General features: G+C 69.0%; 16 protein-coding genes and 1 tRNA gene. 6 read left to right on the top strand and 11 right to left on the bottom strand.

Features of this window, described 5'->3' with window-relative positions; all coding sequences use genetic code 11:
- Positions 1-26 precede the first annotated feature (26 nt).
- On the bottom strand, positions 27-503 hold the full coding sequence (locus tag BS69_RS0109670) for an outer membrane protein assembly factor BamE (RefSeq protein WP_029941748.1): 477 nt from the start codon (positions 501-503) through the stop codon (positions 27-29).
- A 103-nt stretch (positions 504-606) separates the two neighbouring features.
- On the opposite strand from BS69_RS0109670, the gene BS69_RS0109665 reads away from it, so the two are divergent.
- Both BS69_RS0109665 and BS69_RS0109660 read left to right on the top strand, forming a co-directional pair.
- Positions 607-1,119 (top strand): ubiquinol-cytochrome C chaperone family protein, encoded by a 513-nt coding sequence (locus tag BS69_RS0109665; protein ID WP_029941747.1) that lies wholly within the window; start codon positions 607-609, stop codon positions 1,117-1,119.
- Positions 1,116-1,640, top strand: a complete 525-nt coding sequence (locus BS69_RS0109660) for a YceD family protein (protein ID WP_029941746.1) — start codon at positions 1,116-1,118, stop codon at positions 1,638-1,640. The genes BS69_RS0109665 and BS69_RS0109660 overlap by 4 nt, the downstream gene beginning before the upstream one ends.
- Here BS69_RS0109660 and ssb read toward each other — a convergent pair.
- Genes ssb through BS69_RS0109635 form a run of 5 tightly spaced genes read right to left on the bottom strand, consistent with a single transcriptional unit; the run spans position 1,637 to position 5,910 of the window.
- Entirely contained in the window at positions 1,637-2,146 is a 510-nt protein-coding gene (gene ssb, locus BS69_RS0109655; protein WP_029941745.1) for a single-stranded DNA-binding protein, read from the bottom strand. The two genes, BS69_RS0109660 and ssb, sit on opposite strands and share 4 nt — an antisense overlap.
- Before the next feature lie 31 nt (positions 2,147-2,177).
- The gene (gene feoB / locus BS69_RS0109650) at positions 2,178-4,013 is read right to left on the bottom strand and encodes a ferrous iron transporter B (protein WP_245605134.1); all 1,836 of its coding nucleotides are present in this window, start codon (positions 4,011-4,013) and stop codon (positions 2,178-2,180) included.
- 37 nt (positions 4,014-4,050) lie between these two features.
- Positions 4,051-4,323: a FeoA family protein gene (locus BS69_RS0109645; RefSeq protein ID WP_029941743.1), complete on the bottom strand. Its 273-nt coding sequence runs from the start codon at positions 4,321-4,323 to the stop codon at positions 4,051-4,053.
- Between the two features lie 52 nt (positions 4,324-4,375).
- Complete coding sequence (locus BS69_RS0109640) at positions 4,376-5,029, bottom strand: COQ9 family protein (protein WP_156956987.1); 654 nt, start codon at positions 5,027-5,029, stop codon at positions 4,376-4,378.
- Positions 5,026-5,910, bottom strand: coding sequence for a DMT family transporter (locus BS69_RS0109635; RefSeq protein ID WP_029941741.1), 885 nt, complete (start codon positions 5,908-5,910; stop codon positions 5,026-5,028). Before BS69_RS0109635 ends, BS69_RS0109640 begins: the two co-directional genes overlap by 4 nt.
- A gap of 157 nt (positions 5,911-6,067) precedes the next feature.
- Here BS69_RS0109635 and BS69_RS0109630 point away from each other — a divergent pair, with 157 nt between their 5' ends.
- Both BS69_RS0109630 and BS69_RS0109625 read left to right on the top strand, forming a co-directional pair.
- Positions 6,068-7,156, top strand: coding sequence for an alkene reductase (locus BS69_RS0109630; protein WP_029941740.1), 1,089 nt, complete (start codon positions 6,068-6,070; stop codon positions 7,154-7,156).
- A 30-nt stretch (positions 7,157-7,186) separates the two neighbouring features.
- Positions 7,187-7,813, top strand: a complete 627-nt coding sequence (locus tag BS69_RS0109625; RefSeq protein WP_029941739.1) for an SOUL family heme-binding protein — start codon at positions 7,187-7,189, stop codon at positions 7,811-7,813.
- 25 nt (positions 7,814-7,838) lie between these two features.
- On the opposite strand, the gene BS69_RS0109620 is transcribed toward BS69_RS0109625, so the two are convergent.
- Positions 7,839-10,184: a DNA translocase FtsK gene (locus BS69_RS0109620; protein ID WP_084184432.1), complete on the bottom strand. Its 2,346-nt coding sequence runs from the start codon at positions 10,182-10,184 to the stop codon at positions 7,839-7,841.
- Positions 10,185-10,289: 105 nt separating this feature from the next.
- On the opposite strand from BS69_RS0109620, the gene BS69_RS0109615 reads away from it, so the two are divergent.
- Complete coding sequence (locus BS69_RS0109615) at positions 10,290-11,525, top strand: FAD-dependent monooxygenase (protein ID WP_029941737.1); 1,236 nt, start codon at positions 10,290-10,292, stop codon at positions 11,523-11,525.
- A gap of 3 nt (positions 11,526-11,528) precedes the next feature.
- Here the strand turns inward: BS69_RS0109615 and BS69_RS0109610 are convergent, their stop codons facing one another.
- The gene (locus BS69_RS0109610) at positions 11,529-12,170 is read right to left on the bottom strand and encodes an LON peptidase substrate-binding domain-containing protein (protein WP_029941736.1); all 642 of its coding nucleotides are present in this window, start codon (positions 12,168-12,170) and stop codon (positions 11,529-11,531) included.
- Positions 12,167-13,075 carry a tetratricopeptide repeat protein gene (locus BS69_RS0109605; RefSeq protein WP_029941735.1) on the bottom strand — a complete coding sequence of 303 codons (909 nt, stop codon included), beginning with the start codon at positions 13,073-13,075 and terminating at the stop codon, positions 12,167-12,169. Before BS69_RS0109605 ends, BS69_RS0109610 begins: the two co-directional genes overlap by 4 nt.
- A gap of 163 nt (positions 13,076-13,238) precedes the next feature.
- On the opposite strand from BS69_RS0109605, the gene BS69_RS0109600 reads away from it, so the two are divergent.
- Positions 13,239-13,313 (top strand) — tRNA-Gly (locus tag BS69_RS0109600).
- Positions 13,314-13,410: 97 nt separating this feature from the next.
- On the opposite strand, the gene BS69_RS0109595 is transcribed toward BS69_RS0109600, so the two are convergent.
- Positions 13,411-14,040, bottom strand: coding sequence for a prolyl hydroxylase family protein (locus BS69_RS0109595; protein ID WP_037504462.1), 630 nt, complete (start codon positions 14,038-14,040; stop codon positions 13,411-13,413).
- Positions 14,027-15,073 (bottom strand): class A beta-lactamase, encoded by a 1,047-nt coding sequence (gene bla, locus BS69_RS0109590; RefSeq protein WP_084184430.1) that lies wholly within the window; start codon positions 15,071-15,073, stop codon positions 14,027-14,029. The genes BS69_RS0109595 and bla overlap by 14 nt, the downstream gene beginning before the upstream one ends.
- Positions 15,074-15,131: the final 58 nt, after the last annotated feature.

Below are 15,131 nucleotides of genomic sequence, written 5' to 3'. Positions count from 1 at the left end.
CGGGCCGGCGCCGGCCCGGCAGAAACTTACTGGCCGCGTCCGCCCTGGCCGGCGGTACCGACCCCGCCGACGGTCCCGATGTTGCCGAAGAATTCCTCGAAGAAGCTCTTGCGGCGGCCGAGCGTCGGCGTGGTCTTGCCGTAAGGATCGATCGAGGCGATCTGCTCCTTGCCGGTGCGCTCGACCGCGGCGACATTGCCCGCGGCATCGAAGCGGATGCGGAGCACGGTCTGCTGGGTCACCCTCGGATTGCGGAACGCGAAGGTCGAGGTGTTCCGGCTGACGTAATACCACTCATTGTCGTTGAACTGGCCGGTAAAGGTCGGCCGGCCGAGCGTCTTCTCGACGCTGGTCTTGTTGTCGGTGCCGACCTGGACCGCCGAGGCGAGCTGCTCGTCGAGGATGTAGCCGCGGCTCTCGCGATAGCCGGCGCAGCCGCCCGCGGTGAGGCCGATCGCGACGATCGCGGCGAGAGAGGCAAGACGAATGCTGGTCACTGACATATGCTCCGGGTGCCGCCGCCCTTGCGCCGGTTCTCGCCGCGCTCAATATCGGCTGTGCGCGACAACGCCAAGTGCGGTCGATCGGCTGAACGGAGGATGACAGATGAAGTCGCTGATGCGGCTGTTCCGCAGCGAGCCCAATGTGGCTCGACCGCTCTATGAGCAGGTGGTCGCCAAGGCGCGCCAGCCCCACTGGTACCTGGCGGGCCAGGCGCCCGACACGATGGAGGGGCGATTCTCGGTGCTTGCGACCCTGCTTGCGCTGACCGACCTCCGGCTCGAGCGCGGCGGCGACGCGTCGCGCAAGGCGAGCGTCGCGCTGACCGAATGTTTCGTCGAGGACATGGATTCGCAGCTGCGCCAGGACGGCGTCGGCGATCCGGTCATGGGCAAGAAGGTCGGGAGTCTCGTCGGCGCGCTGGGCGGCCGGGTCGGAGCGTGGCGCCGCGCGATCGACGGGGCGGAGAGCTGGGAAGCGGTGGCCGGCCGCTCGCTCTATCGCGAGAAGATCCCTTCGGACGACGCGCTGGCGCACAGCGTCACCGAACTCAGGCATTATTGGCGAGGGCTCGAGGGCCGCAGCGACGAGGCGTTGATCGAAGGAATTCTCCCATGAGCCCCGCCGCCGACTTCGCCCATCATCTCGCCCTCGCCACGTTGCGCGACGGCCAGCGGCTCGAGCTCAGCACCGACGAGGCCGAGCGCGCCGCTATCGCCGAGCGGCTTAATCTCCTTGGGCTCGATCGATTCGAGGCCAAGGCGACGCTGACCCGCAACGGCGATGAGGTCCGCGCCGAAGGCCGGCTGCGCGCCAGCGTGACCCAGGCCTGCGTCGCCTCGGGCGACCCGGTCGCGGGGCAGGTGGACACCGCCTTCGCCTTGCTGTTCCGGCCCGAGCCGAGTGTCGATCCCGACGAGGAGATCGAGCTCAGCGAGGAAGATTGCGACGTCATCTTCCACGACGGCCGCGAGATCGACCTCGGCCAGGCGCTGGCCGACGAACTGGCGCTCAGCCTCGACCCCTATCCGCGCAGCGCCGGCGCCGAGGATGCCCTGCGCGAAGCCGGCGTGCTGAGCGAGGCCGAAGCCGGCCCCTTCGCCGCCTTGGCAGCGCTCAAGGGACGCAACGAACCCTAGAAGGGAACGTCGTCGTCGAGGTCGTCGAACGCGGCCGGGGCGGGGCGGTTCAAGGATGGCGAGGAACCGCCGCGACCGCCGCCGAAGCCGCCGTCGTCGTAGCTCGACCCGCCGCCACGGCTGCCGCCAAAGCCGCCACCACCACCACCGCCGCCTTCGGCGCGGTCGAGGAGGACGAGCGTCGAATTGAACTGCCGCAGCACGACCTCGGTAGTGTAGCGGTCCTGGCCGTTCTGGTCCTGCCACTTGCGGGTCTCCAGCTGGCCCTCGAGATAGACCTTGCTGCCCTTCTTCAGGTAATTCTTGGCGACCTTGCCGAGCCCTTCGGCGAAGATCGCGACATTGTGCCACTGGGTCTTTTCCTGGCGGTTGCCGTCGCGGTCCTTCCAGTTCTCCGACGTGGCGACGGTCAGGTTCACGACCTCGCCGCCGTTCTGGAAGCTGCGCGCTTCGGGGTCCTTGCCCAGGTTGCCGATCAGGATGACCTTGTTGACGCTGCCCGCCATGCTCTTCGAACTCCTCTTTCTCGAGGAGCAGCTATAGGCCGAGCGCGACCGCCGTCCAGTAGGTTGCGCCCGCCGCGATATAGGCCAGGGCGAACAGATAGCCGACCATGAAGGCGGGCCATTTCCAGCCGTTGGTCTCGCGCCGAGTCACCGCAATCGTCGAGACGCATTGGGGAGCGAAGACGAACCAGGCGAGGAAAGCGAGCGCGGTCGGCAGGGGCCAGTTCTTGCCCAGCCGCTCGGCGAGGCTCTGCTGGGCCTGTGCCTCGTCGGCCTGGTCGATCGCATAGACGGTGGCAATGGCGCTGACCGCCACCTCGCGCGCGGCCATCGAGGGCAGCAGCGCCAGCGCGATGTCGTGGTTGAAGCCGATCGGGCGGACGACGACCTCGATTCCGCTGGCGATCCTGCCGGCGATGGAAACCTCGCTCTGCTGCTCGCCGGGTCCCGCCTTGGGGAAACTCGCCAGCGCCCACAGGACGACGGTTGTGACGAGGATGATGCCGCCGGCGCGCTTGAGGAAGATCACCGCCCGCTGCCACAGCCCCAGCGCCACGTCCTTGAGCGCGGGCAGCTGATACTTGGGCAATTCCATCATGAAGAAGGACGAGGCCCCGCGCGCCACCGTGCGGCGCAGCATCAGCGCGGCGCCGAGCGCCCCGACGATTCCCGCGAGATAGAGCGCGAACATCACCAGCCCCTGGAGACCCACGCCAGGCACGACCTGCCGGTTGGGGATGAAGGCGGCGATGACGAGCGTGTAGACCGGGAGCCGGGCCGAGCAGGTCATCAGCGGCGCGACAAGGATGGTGGTCAGCCGGTCCTTCTCATTGTCGATGGTGCGGGTCGCCATGATTCCCGGGACCGCGCAGGCGAAACTCGACAGGAGCGGGATGAACGACCGCCCCGACAGCCCCGCTCGGCTCATCAGCCGGTCCATGAGGAAGGCGGCGCGGACCATATAGCCCGTGCCCTCGAGCGCGAGGATGAACAGGAACAGGATCAGTATCTGCGGCAGGAACACGATCACCGCGCCGACGCCGCCGATGATGCCGTCGACCAGCAGCGAGCGAAGCACGCCGTCGGGAAGGCGCTCGGTGATCGCTGCGCCCAGTGCCCCGATCCCGCTCTCGAGCCAGCCGACGGGCGTTTCCGACCAGGCGAAGACCGCCTGGAACATGGTGAACATCACCAAGGCGAGGATCAGCGGTCCCACCAAGGGATGCAGCAGCCAGCGGTCGAGACGGTGGGTCCAGCGACGGACCGGCGCCTCGCTCAGCACCGCGGCAGCGGCGATGCGGCGCGCCTCGCGGGCCAGCGATTCGGGTTGGGGAACCGGGGTCGCGGTGGTGCCGAGCCGGGCGCCGAGCGCCTCGCGCAGCGCCTCGATACCGCGCCGGCGGACCGCGACGGTCTCGATCACGGGCACGCCGAGCTCGGCCGACAGCGCCGCGGGATCGATCACCAGCCCGTCGCGCGCGGCCATGTCGACCATGTTGAGCGCGACGACCATCGGCAGGTCGAGGCTGCGCAACTCGAGCGTGAAGCGAAGGTGATTGTCGAGATTGGAGGCGTCGAGCACGACGATGAGCGCGTCGGGCTTTCGCTCGCCGAGCTGCGCCCCGGTCAGGACATCGCGGGTGACCGCCTCATCGGGGCTGGAGGGATCGAGCCCATAGGCGCCGGGGAGATCGACCAGTTCGACCGGGCGGCCATCGCCGAGCAGCAGCTTGCCGCTCTTCCGCTCGACCGTGACCCCGGGATAATTGCCGACCTTCTGCCGCGCGCCGGTCAAGGCGTTGAAGAGCGCGCTCTTGCCGGCATTGGGATTGCCGACGACGGCGACCAGAGGAACGGGCAGGGTCACGGGCGGGCGTTCTGGCTGATGTCAGGCCACCGTCCGCTCAGGCGGCGGGAATGACGCGAATTGCCCGCGCATGGGCCCGGCGAATCGCCACCGTCATGCGCCCGACCCGAACCGCCAGCGGGTCGCGCCCGAGCGGACCGGTATGAAGCGGCTCCACGGTGACGTCGCAGTCGAATCCGAAATGACGGAGCCGGGCAGCCTCGCTGACCCCGAGCAGCGACCAGTCGACCGTCGCGATTCGCCCTGAGCGACCGAGCGCAAGCTCGTCGAGGGCGAGGGCAAAGTCAGCGGGGGTGGGCTGAGCGGTCATTGCTGCGATTGATTATCAATAACAGCTGCGCACGTCCAGTGGACAAATCGTCCTAGCGGGGCGGGTAGCGCAGCCGTCCGAGAAAGCGCGTCAGGCTCGGCATCTCGCGCTTGCCGATCCCGGCCTTCCATTTCTCGAAGCGCATCACCTCGTCGATCCGGCGGTCGAGGAAGGCCGCGGTGTCGGCCGAACCCTCGCTCTCGTCCTGCAGCCAGGCGAGCAGGGTCGAGCCGTAGACCGCGGAGAGGATGGTCCGCTTGGTGTAGTGATTGTAGTCGGTCGCCGTATCGCCGGCCATGCGCCACATGACGTCGGCGCTGCGCCACGAAAAACGCGCGGCGGACGCCAGATTCTGCGGCATGGCGAGAATCGCGAGCGCGCGGCGGATGGCTTCCTTCGCCGGCTCCTGGATCTGCAACCGTTCCCAGACGAGGCTGCGAATCCGTTCGCGGATCTTCATCGCGCCAAGGCGATCGGGCGGGAGCCGCTCGGCCAGCGCCGCATCGACGCCCTCGCCGTAGAGCTGGATCAGGCCGACCGGGTCGGTCGGAACCGCCAGCGCCGCGACCGCAGGGTCGACGCCCTCGGCCAGAGCCGCAGCTTCGACCGCAGCGGCGGTCCAGCCGTCGAAGGCGGCATTCTCGCCGATCGCCAGGGCCAGCTTCAGCCGCGCGGCGGCGACGGGTGATTCGATCATCTCGCTCATGCGGTCACCGACTTGGGGGGCGCGGGCCGCTCCTGCAAGCGCACCAGCACAAGCGCGAGGGCGATGGCGGCCGCGCCAGTGAAATCGAGTGGCGTCATGACTTCGCCATAGACCAGCCAACCGATCGCTGCCGATACGGCCGGTTGGGTCAGCAGCGCGAGGCCCACGACCAGCGGCGGGACCTGCCCCAGCGCGTAGACGAGACAGCCCTGCCCGATCACCTGGCTGCCAAGCGCGAGCAGGACCAGCGGGGTCCATTGGGCGGGAATGATCGTCTCCCCGGTCGCCGCCGCGAAGGGAAGCAGCATCGCCGCGCCGAACGCGCTGGCGAGGATCAGGACCGGCAGCGGCTGGAGCGTGCCCCTGACCCGCTCGATCGCGATCAAATAGCCCGCGTAGAGCAGCCCCGCGAGGAGCGCGAGGAGGTCACCGTGGAGAAAGCGCGGACTGAGTTCGGCGCTGCTCGCCATCAGCGCCGCCGAGCCCATCGCGGCCAGGAGCAGCGCCAGGCCCTGCCGCCCGGTCGGCCAGGAGCGCGCCAGCCACAGGCCCCAGCCGGCGAAAGCGAAGCTCGCGACATTGCCGAACAGGGTCGCATTGCCGAGCTTGGTGAGGTGGATCCCGGCATGCCAGGCGGCGAGGTCGGCGGCGAAGAAGAAAGCCGCGACCCCGATCACCAGCGCAGCGGCGCGCCCGGGCCAGGCCGCAGGCTGCCCCATCGCCCTGGCCAGCACGACCAGGAAGGGGAGGGCGAGCGCCAGCCGCCAGAAGCCCGCCGCCGAGGGACCGACCTCGCTCAGCCGGACCAGCCACGGGCCGAACGCCAGTGCGACATTGCCGACGAGCAAGGCGACGAACGCGCGGGCGGGATAGCTCTTCACCCTGCCTTCCGTAGCGAGAGGAGGAGAATCGTCCACCCGTTGCGATTCAGGTCCCTCATCAGCCAGGCTTATGGCCGGTCCCGCGCTTCTTGTTGGCGAGGCGCCATCGCGCACCTACATCGCGACCCGTGCTCCCGCATCCGGCCAAGGACCATTGATGACCAAGCTCTTCGACCCCGTCACCTTCGGCGACATCCAGCTCGCCAACCGCATCGTCATGGCGCCGCTGACCCGTGGCCGCTCGGGCCCCCGGGGCATTCCGACCGCGACCGTGAAGGAATATTATCGCCAGCGCGCCGCCGCGGGACTGATCATTTCCGAGGGCACCGGAATCAGCCGGGAGGGCCTCGGATGGCCCAATGCGCCCGGCCTGTGGACCGAGGAGCAGGTCGAGGGCTGGAAGCCGGTGACCGAGGCGGTGCACGAGGCCGGCGGCAAGATCATCGCCCAGCTGTGGCACATGGGCCGGCTGGTCCATTCGAGCGTGACCGGTCTCCAGCCCGTCTCGGCGAGCGCGACCACCGCGCCGCACAAGGCGCATACCTATGACGGCAAGAAGCCGTACGAGGAGGCCCGCGCCCTCACCGCCGACGACATCGCGCGGATCATGGGCGATTATGCGACCGCCACCCGCAATGCACTGCGCGCCGGCTTCGACGGGGTCCAGCTCCACGGCGCCAACGGCTATCTGGTCGACCAATTCCTGCGCGACGGGACCAACCTGCGCGACGACGACTATGGCGGGTCGATCGAAAACCGCCTCCGCTTCCTTCGCGAGGCGACCGAAGCCCTGATCTCGGAGGCCGGCGCCGGCCGCACCTTGGTGCGTCTCAGCCCGCTCGGGCTGGTCCAGGGCTGCGACGACAGCGAACCGCATCAGCTGTTCGTCGCGGCGGGCAAGATGCTCGGAGAGCTCGGCATTGCCGCGCTCGAGCTGCGCGAACCGGGTCCGCAGTCGACCTTTGCGGCCTCCGACGCCGATCCGGTGAGCCCCGACATTCGCCCCTTCTTCAAGGGCGGGATCATCCTCAACAGCGACTATGACGGGCCGAGCGCCGAAGCCCGCCTCGCTGAGGGCGTCGCCGACGCGATCAGCTTCGGGCGGCCGTTCATCGCCAATCCCGACCTCGTCGATCGGCTGCGCTACGGCCTTCCGCTCGCCACGCCCGATGTCGCCACTTTCTACACGGCGGGTCCCGAGGGCTACACCGACTATCCGAAGGCGCGGGAACAGGCGGCGGCCTGAACCTTTGTGAGGGGGATGGAGACGACGACGATGAAAGTGAACTGGAAGGCGACGGGGGCCGTCGCGGCAAGCGCCCTGGTAGGTCTCGGAATCGCCTACGTGCTGCGCGAGAAGGCGACCCCGCAGCCCGATTATCGCGTGCTGGTCAGTGAGGGCGACCTCCAGATCCGGGCCTATCCCGCGATCAAGGTCGCCGAGACCATCGTCGCTGGCCCGCGCAAGGAGGCGCTCGGCAAGGGCTTCCAGATCCTCGCCGATTATATCTTCGCCAAGTCGCGCGAGGGCGAGAAGATCGCGATGACCGCGCCGGTCCTGCAGGATTCGGGCAATCCGATGGCGAGCGATCCGCCGATGTTCGACGACGAGGTCGAGGGCGGCTGGCGGGTGCGCTTCGTGCTTCCGGCCGACCTCACCGATCCGCCCGCTCCGCCCGAGGGCGTGACCATCGTCGACCTTCCCGCGCGCCGGGTCGGCGCGGCGACTTTCCACGGAACCGCCCATGACGACCGGCTCGAAGCGGCCGAGGATCGTCTCCGCGGATGGCTCGAGCGGCACGGCGAACAGGCGGTTCCCAGCGACCCCGAATTCGCGTTCTACAATTCGCCGATGATCCCGCCGCCGCTCCGCCGCAACGAAGTGCTGCTGGCGCTGGCCTGACTCCGGCCTTTCCGGCAGCCCCCGCTCAGAGCGGGTGGCCGTCGGTATCCATCAGCACCTCGCGCCGGCCGACATGGTCGGGCTGGCCGACCTTGCCGTCCTTCTCCATCCGCTCGATCAGCCGGGCGGCGCTGTTGTAGCCGACGCGCAGCTGGCGCTGGAGGTAGGAGGTCGAGGCCTTCTGGCTTTCGGCCACGATCTGGATCGCCTTGCGATAGAGCTGCGATTCTGGATCGTCGTCGCCGTCGGGGGCACCGTCCAGGGCGAAACCGCCGTCCTCGGGCTCCTCGGTGACCGCGCTGATATAGTCGGGTGTCCCCTGCTTGCGCCAATGGTCGGCGATCAGGCGCACTTCCTCGTCGCTGACGAACGGCCCGTGGACGCGCAGGATCTGCTTGCCGCCGGGCATGTAGAGCATGTCGCCCTTGCCCAGTAGCTGCTCGGCCCCCTGCTCGCCGAGGATGGTGCGGCTGTCGATCTTGCTCGTCACCTGGAAGGAGATGCGGGTCGGGAGATTGGCCTTGATGACGCCGGTGATGACGTCGACCGAGGGACGCTGGGTCGCCATGATCAGGTGGATGCCGGCCGCACGCGCCTTCTGGGCGAGACGCTGGATCAGGAATTCGACTTCCTTGCCGGCGGTCATCATCAGGTCGGCAAGCTCGTCGACCACCACCACGATCTGGGGCAACACCTCATATTCGAGCTCCTCGGTCTCGTAGACCGGCTGCCCGCTGTCGGCGTCATAGCCCGTCTGGACCTTGCGCCCGAGCTTGGTCCCGCGCGCCTTGGCTTCCAGGACCTTGTCGTTGAAGCTCTTGAGCGCCCGGACCCCAAGGCTCGCCATCATCCGGTAGCGCTCCTCCATCTGCTCGACCGCCCACTTCAGGGCGCGGATCGCCTTGGGCGGCTCGGTCACCACGGGGGCGAGGAGATGCGGAATGCCGTCATAGATGCTCAGCTCGAGCATCTTGGGATCGATCATGATCATCCGGCACTGGTCCGGACCCATCCGGTACAGCAGCGACAGGATCATGCAGTTGAGGCCAACCGACTTGCCCGAGCCGGTGGTGCCCGCGACCAGCAAATGCGGCATCGGCGCGAGGTCGGCGATGACCGGATCGCCGGCGATGTTCTTGCCGAGGATCAGCGGCAGGCTCATCCCCTGATCGGCGAAGGCCTGGCTTCCGATCAGCTCGCGCAGCGCCACGCTTTCGCGCTTGGGATTGGGCAGCTCGATGCCGATCACGCTGCGGCCGGGGATGGTCGCGACGCGGGCGCTGAGCGCCGACATGTTGCGGGCGATGTCGTCGGCGAGCTGGATCACCCGGCTCGCCTTGATCCCGCTGGCAGGCTCGAGTTCGTACATGGTGACGACCGGGCCCGGGCGGACCTCGACGATGTCGCCGCGGACGTGGAAATCCTCGAGCACACTTTCGAGCAGGCGCGCGTTGCGCTCGAGCCCGGCGCGGTCGACGGTGTTGCGGCCGGTCTCCGACGGCGGGGTCAGGAGATCGATCGAGGGCAGGGCGTAGCTGTCGCCAAGCGCCAGGCTCTGCTGCTGCGCGGCGGCATTGCCCTTGCGGCCACGGGCCTTCTCCATGATCGCGGGCGCGATCCCGCGCGTCGGTTCGGTGACGGCGACCTGCGGGCGCGACTTGGGCGGGGCGGGCGCGCGCGGCTCGGCCGCTTCGACCGCGGTCCGGCGCGGGGCGGGTACCCGCTCGGCCGAGCGCTTGAGCTTCTCGGTGACGAAGGCCTTTTCCTCGTCGCGCAGCGCGAGGGCGAGGAAAGCGAGCAGAAGCCCGCCGAGGCCGAGCAGAAGGATCAGCGCGATGCGGGTCGGCCCGGCGATGGCGGGCTGAGTAATGAGGCCGAGGAGCGCATTCCAGCCCGCCGCTCCGGCGAGGCCGAGCACGCCGCCCCAGCCCGCGGGCAAGCCGGACGCACCCGCGCCCGAATTGAGGGTCAGCCCAAGCGCCATTCCGATCAGGAAAGCGCCAAGCGCCGCGACCAGAAGCGCGCGGCCGAGGCGTCCGGCCGGCCGGCCGGCAAGCAGCCGCAGTCCGCCGAGCGCGAGCACCGGAAGGAGCACGATCCCGCCCGGTCCAAGCAGCAGCAGCAGCAGGTCGCTCGCATAGGCGCCCGGCAGCCCGAGCCAGTTGGCGGCGGGGCCGCCGGCCGCCGTGCTCCAGCTCGGGTCGGTCCGCTCGTGCGTGATGAGCGAGATGGCCAGCGCTGCGGTCGCCGCGAGGATCAGCGTACCCGCGACCCGCACCGCGAAGGCGCGCGCGGCCTCGCCCAGCCGGTCGCGCCAGTCGGGTTCGAGCTCGCGCCGGTCGGCGCGGGTACGTGCTGCTGCGGTCGCCATGATCCTCTTTCCCCGCCCTCCTGGCGCTGTTCACCTATTGTGCCTGTCGAGGGAGTCCATGGTCAAGGATGACGGCATGACGACGAGCCTCTACATGCGTCTTCCATGACACGGTCCGAGCCCGCCACCACCGACGCGATCATCCTTGGCGGAGGCCTTGTCGGCCTCGCCCTCGCCGCCGCGCTCGACAGCGCCGGCCTGCGCTGCACGATCGTCGATCCTGCCAATCCCGACGACCGCCGCGACGCCAGCTTCGACGGCCGGACCACGGCGGTCTCCTCCTCGAGCATGCGGATGTTGCGCACCACCGGCGTCCTCGACCACCTCCCCGCCGAGGGCTGCGCGATCCAGGCGATCCGCGTCGCCGATGGCCTCAAGCCCGGCAGCCTTACCTTCGAGCCCGGCGAGGATGGCGAGCCCCTGGGCGTGATGCACGAGAACCGCCACCTGCGCGCCGCCTTGCTCGCGCGGGCCGAAGCAGGCGCCAACATCACGCTGCGCTGGCAGGCCACCCCCCAGGAAGTCGTGCGAGACGACCACAAGGCATGGGTGCGGCTGGCGGACGGGAGCGAAATCACCGCCCCGCTCCTGATCGCGGCCGAGGGACGCCGCTCGCCGACCCGGGAGGCGGCCGGGATCCGCATGGCGCGCTGGTCCTACGATCATCAGGCGATCGTCTCGACCCTCGCCCATGATCGGCCGCACGAACAGATCGCCTACGAGATCTTCTATCCCGCGGGGCCCTTCGCGCTCCTGCCGATGAACGACCTCGAGGATGGCACCCACCGTTCGGCGATCGTTTGGTCGATCAGCAATGCCCAGGCCGCAGGCCTGCTCGCCCTCGACGACACGGCCTTCGCCGCGGAAGCGGAAGCGGCGATGGGCGGGTTCCTCGGGAGGATTCGGTTGCTGACCCCGCGCTCTTCCTATCCGCTCGGCTTCCACCATGCGGTGCGGATCACTGACCAGAGGCTCGCGCTGGTCGGCGACGCCGCCCATGCCGTCCACCCGATCGCGGGCCAGGGCGTGAACCTCGGCTTCCGCGACGCCGCCGCCTTGGCCGAGGTGCTGGTCGATGGCGCGCGGCTCGGACTCGATCTCGGCGATGCCCAGCTCCTCGCGCGCTACCAGCGCTGGCGCGCGCTCGACGCGTTCAGCGTGGCGCTCGCGACCGATGGGCTGACCCGTCTCTATGGCGTCCCGGGCAAGACCGCCTCGGCGGTACGGCGGCTCGGCATGGCAATGGTCGATCGGCTGGGGCCGCTCAAGCAGCGCCTCAACGCGGCCGCGCGCGGCAACAGCGGCGAATTGCCGCGACTGCTGGTCGGCGAGGCGCTCTGATTCCTATTGCAGGCGGGGACTGAGGTCGCCACCGCCCTGCGCGACCCGCAGGAATTGCATCAACTGGATCAGAAGCTCGGCACGGTTCGGGAGCCGCTCCTCCTCGAGCAGCGCCTGCTTGGCGCCGGGATCGAAGGGCGCGACCTGCGAAATGGCGTTGACCAGCATCTCATCGTCAAGCCGCTCGACCGCAGCCCAGTCGACCGTCAGCCCCATGGCGTCGCCGAGCAGCCGCGCCTCCTGCTCGACCGCGGCGCGAAGGACCGAGGGAAGCGCGTCGGGCTCGTTCCCGGAATCTTCGCCGGGCACGACATCCGCCTGCCGATAGGGGGTCCCGACATCGGCCTCGGCGATCAGCCGGAAGCGCGTCGTCCCCTGCAACACGATGTTGTAGCGCCCGTCGCCCAACTCCTCGAGACCGACGATCTCGCCGATGCAGCCGATCCGGTAGAGCTCGGGCTCACCCAGGCCATCGTCGGGCGCGGCCTTGGGCTGGATCATGCCGATGAGTCCGCCGCCGGCGACCGCATCCTCGACCATCTGCCGGTAGCGCGGCTCGAAGATGTGAAGCGGGAGATGGCTGCGCGGAAAAAGGATCGCGCCGCCGAGCGGGAAGAGCGGAAGACGAAGCGGCGCGTCGCTCACGTGAACAGCAGGGCCGAGAGGCGGCGACGCTGGGCCTTGGCCCACGGATCCTCGAGCCCGACCGCTTCGATCAGCTTGAGGAACTGGGCGCGTGCGGCCCCCTCGTTCCAGTTGCGGTCGCGCCGGATGATCTCGAGCAGCGCGTCGGCCGCCTCGTCGCGGCGCCCGCCGGCCATCAGCGCGGTCGCGAGTTCGAGCCGCGCCTCATGATCGTCGGGATTGGCGTCAAGCCGCCGCTCCTGCTCGGCGGTGTCGACGGTCGGCGCTGCGGTCCCGATCTCGAGCGCGGCACGCGCCCGGACGACTGCCGGGTCGCCCTCCTTGCCGGCCGGGACGGAATCGAGGACAGCTTTCGCGTCCTCGGCCCGGCCGAGCGCGAGGAAGGCGCGGCTCAGCCCCGCCAGCGCGACCGGATGATCCCCGGCCTGGTCGAGCGCCTGCTCGAAAATCCCGACCGCGTCCTGCGCGTTCCCGTCGGCCAGCGCCGCCTCCCCGGCGGCGAGCAAGGGCTCGATCTCGGCCTCCAGCGCCTGCGCCGCGCCCTTGACCGGGAGCTGGCCGAGCAACTGCTCGATCACGCGGGAGAGCTGGCCCTCGGTGCGATATTGCGTGAGGTCGGCGACCGGCTGGCCACCGAAGATCGCATAGACGGTCGGGATCGACTGGATGCGGAACTGCGCCGCGATGACCTTTTCCTCGTCGACGTCGATCTTCACCAGCTGGACACCGCGATCGGCGAAATCGGCGGCAACCTTCTCGAGCACGGGGCCGAGCTGTTTGCACGGTCCGCACCACTCGGCCCAGAAATCGAGAATGACGAGATTGTCGAGCGAGGGCTGAAGCACCCGCTCCTGGAAGCTGCGAATCGCCTCCCGTTCGTCTGCGCTCAGTCCGAGGGTGGCCACGTCGCTTGTCTATCCTTCTGATTGGCGTGCCGGCCATATGGGCCAAGGGGGGTCCCTCGCCAAGGGTTGCAACACTTGCCGCGCGGGAAGGGTTGCCAGCCCCGAGAGGCGTTGCTAATGGCCCGCGACCCCGACGGCCCCAAGCGCCGTCAACAACGCCAGAGCGGGCGTAGCTCAGGGGTAGAGCACAACCTTGCCAAGGTTGGGGTCGAGGGTTCGAATCCCTTCGCCCGCTCCAGCGACCCTCCGGTCCCCTGAACCCTCGAGTTTCATCGCGCGACACCTCGGGTGTCGCTGGCGGTTCGAATCCCTTCGCCCGCTCCAGCGATCCTTCCTCAGCCCGGGAACGGATGCTCGCGGTACCAGCGGGTCAGGATATATTTCACGCCGCGCCGGACCTTCATGCCCTGGTGCAGGGTCGCCGGATTGGGGCGGCCGTCGCCCAGCAGATTGTTCCAGGCGACCAGCTTTCCCGCCTCGGGCTGGATGGTCTTGCCGATGGTCTTGAAGCGGGTCGCGCCGCCGTCCTCGACATCATTGAGATAGATCATCGCGGTCCAGGTCCGCTGGCCGCTCACCGCCGTGTGCGTGTAAAAGTCCGCTCCGGCGGGCTCGAACGTGTCGGTATGCGCCTTGAATTCCTGCCCCGGGGCGTAACGCTGGCCCTGGATCGGCTCGCCCAGCCGGTCGTCGAGCCCGAGCAGCGCACTGATTCGCCCGTTGACCGCGGCGACCAGCGGATCGCGCGCGGAGAGGTCGCAGGTCTCGCTGGTTCGGAATGCCGCTTCGCCGAAATCGTCGGCCAGCGTCGAGGGCCGGCGCTGGGCCTCGATCATGGCGATAAGCTCGGCCCGCTCTCCCGCATTGAGGAAGTCGCGGACCATGAACAGTTCGAGCGCCGGATTGGGGACCCGCTGCACCCCGTCGCGGCTGCGCAGCCGCTCGGCCACCTCACTGAAGGGCAAGGCCGCCCTGCCGTGCCTCGTGCGCCGCGATCACGGCGCGCACCACCTCGTTCATCAGGTTCATGCGGACGATGAGCGGTGTCGCGGTGCGCTTGATCATCACCGCCACCGCATAGCTGCGGCCATCGGGCGCGGTCAGCACGCCGATGTCGTTATAGCCCGCCTGCACCCCGTTCAGGATCTGCCCGGTCCCGGTCTTGTGGGCGAGGGTCCAGCCAGGCTTGAGCCCGCCGCGGAGGCGATTCTTGCCGGTCCGGGTATCGCTCATGATGGTCAGCAGCCGCGCGGTCGAGGCCGGTGAAAGGAGCTCGCCGCGCTTGAGCCTCGCCAAGGTGCCGACGATCGCCGCCGGCGCCGCGCCGTCATAGGGGTCGGAGATGTAACGCTCGAACAGGCTCTTTCGGACCGCCATCGGCAAGGCGTCGCGCGCCTTGTAGAAGGCGTCGCCGATCGAATAGCTCTGGCTCCAGGTCAGCCCGGCGATTCGCGACTGGAGCGCGCGCTCGCCTTCGTAGAACCGGATCGCGCCGAGCTTCCGGTCGGCGATGAAGCGGCGCACCGCCGCGGGGCCGCCGGCAACCCGCATCAGCTTGTCGTTGGCGGTGTTGTCGGATTTTGTGATCGCGTCGATCAGCAGCGCCTCGACCGTGGTCTGATAGGTCCCGCCAGACAGCACCCGCTGGGCGATCGGCTGATTGAACACTGTCAGGTCGTCGCGGGTCAGGGTGACCGGGCCGTCGAGGGTCAGCCGGCCGCGATCGACCGCGTCCATTGCGGTCAGCGCAACGAAGAACTTGCTGACGCTCTGTTGCGGGTAGAGCTCCTTGTCCTTCCAGCCGGTCTGCCAGCCCTGTTCGACCGCCTGGACGGCGATCCCGACCTTGCCGTCGAACGAGGCGCCGAGCGTGCCGATACGCCGGGTCAATTCGGCCGGGGCGAGCGCGGCGGGGCGGTCCTGCGCCATCGCTGGTGGGGCGGCTGCGACAAGGCTCCACAGCGTCGCCATCACCAGTCGGATCATCGCTGACGTCATGCCGTCTCCTCCCTCGCCAGCATCGCCAAGCCCCTGAATCGCAAAGGCCAGTCGCGAT

This window comes from Sphingomonas astaxanthinifaciens DSM 22298, from assembly GCF_000711715.1.
Classification (GTDB): domain Bacteria; phylum Pseudomonadota; class Alphaproteobacteria; order Sphingomonadales; family Sphingomonadaceae; genus Sphingomicrobium; species Sphingomicrobium astaxanthinifaciens_A.
The sequence above is the reverse complement of the archived record's forward strand: the minus strand, read 5'-3'. Positions and strand labels throughout refer to the sequence as shown.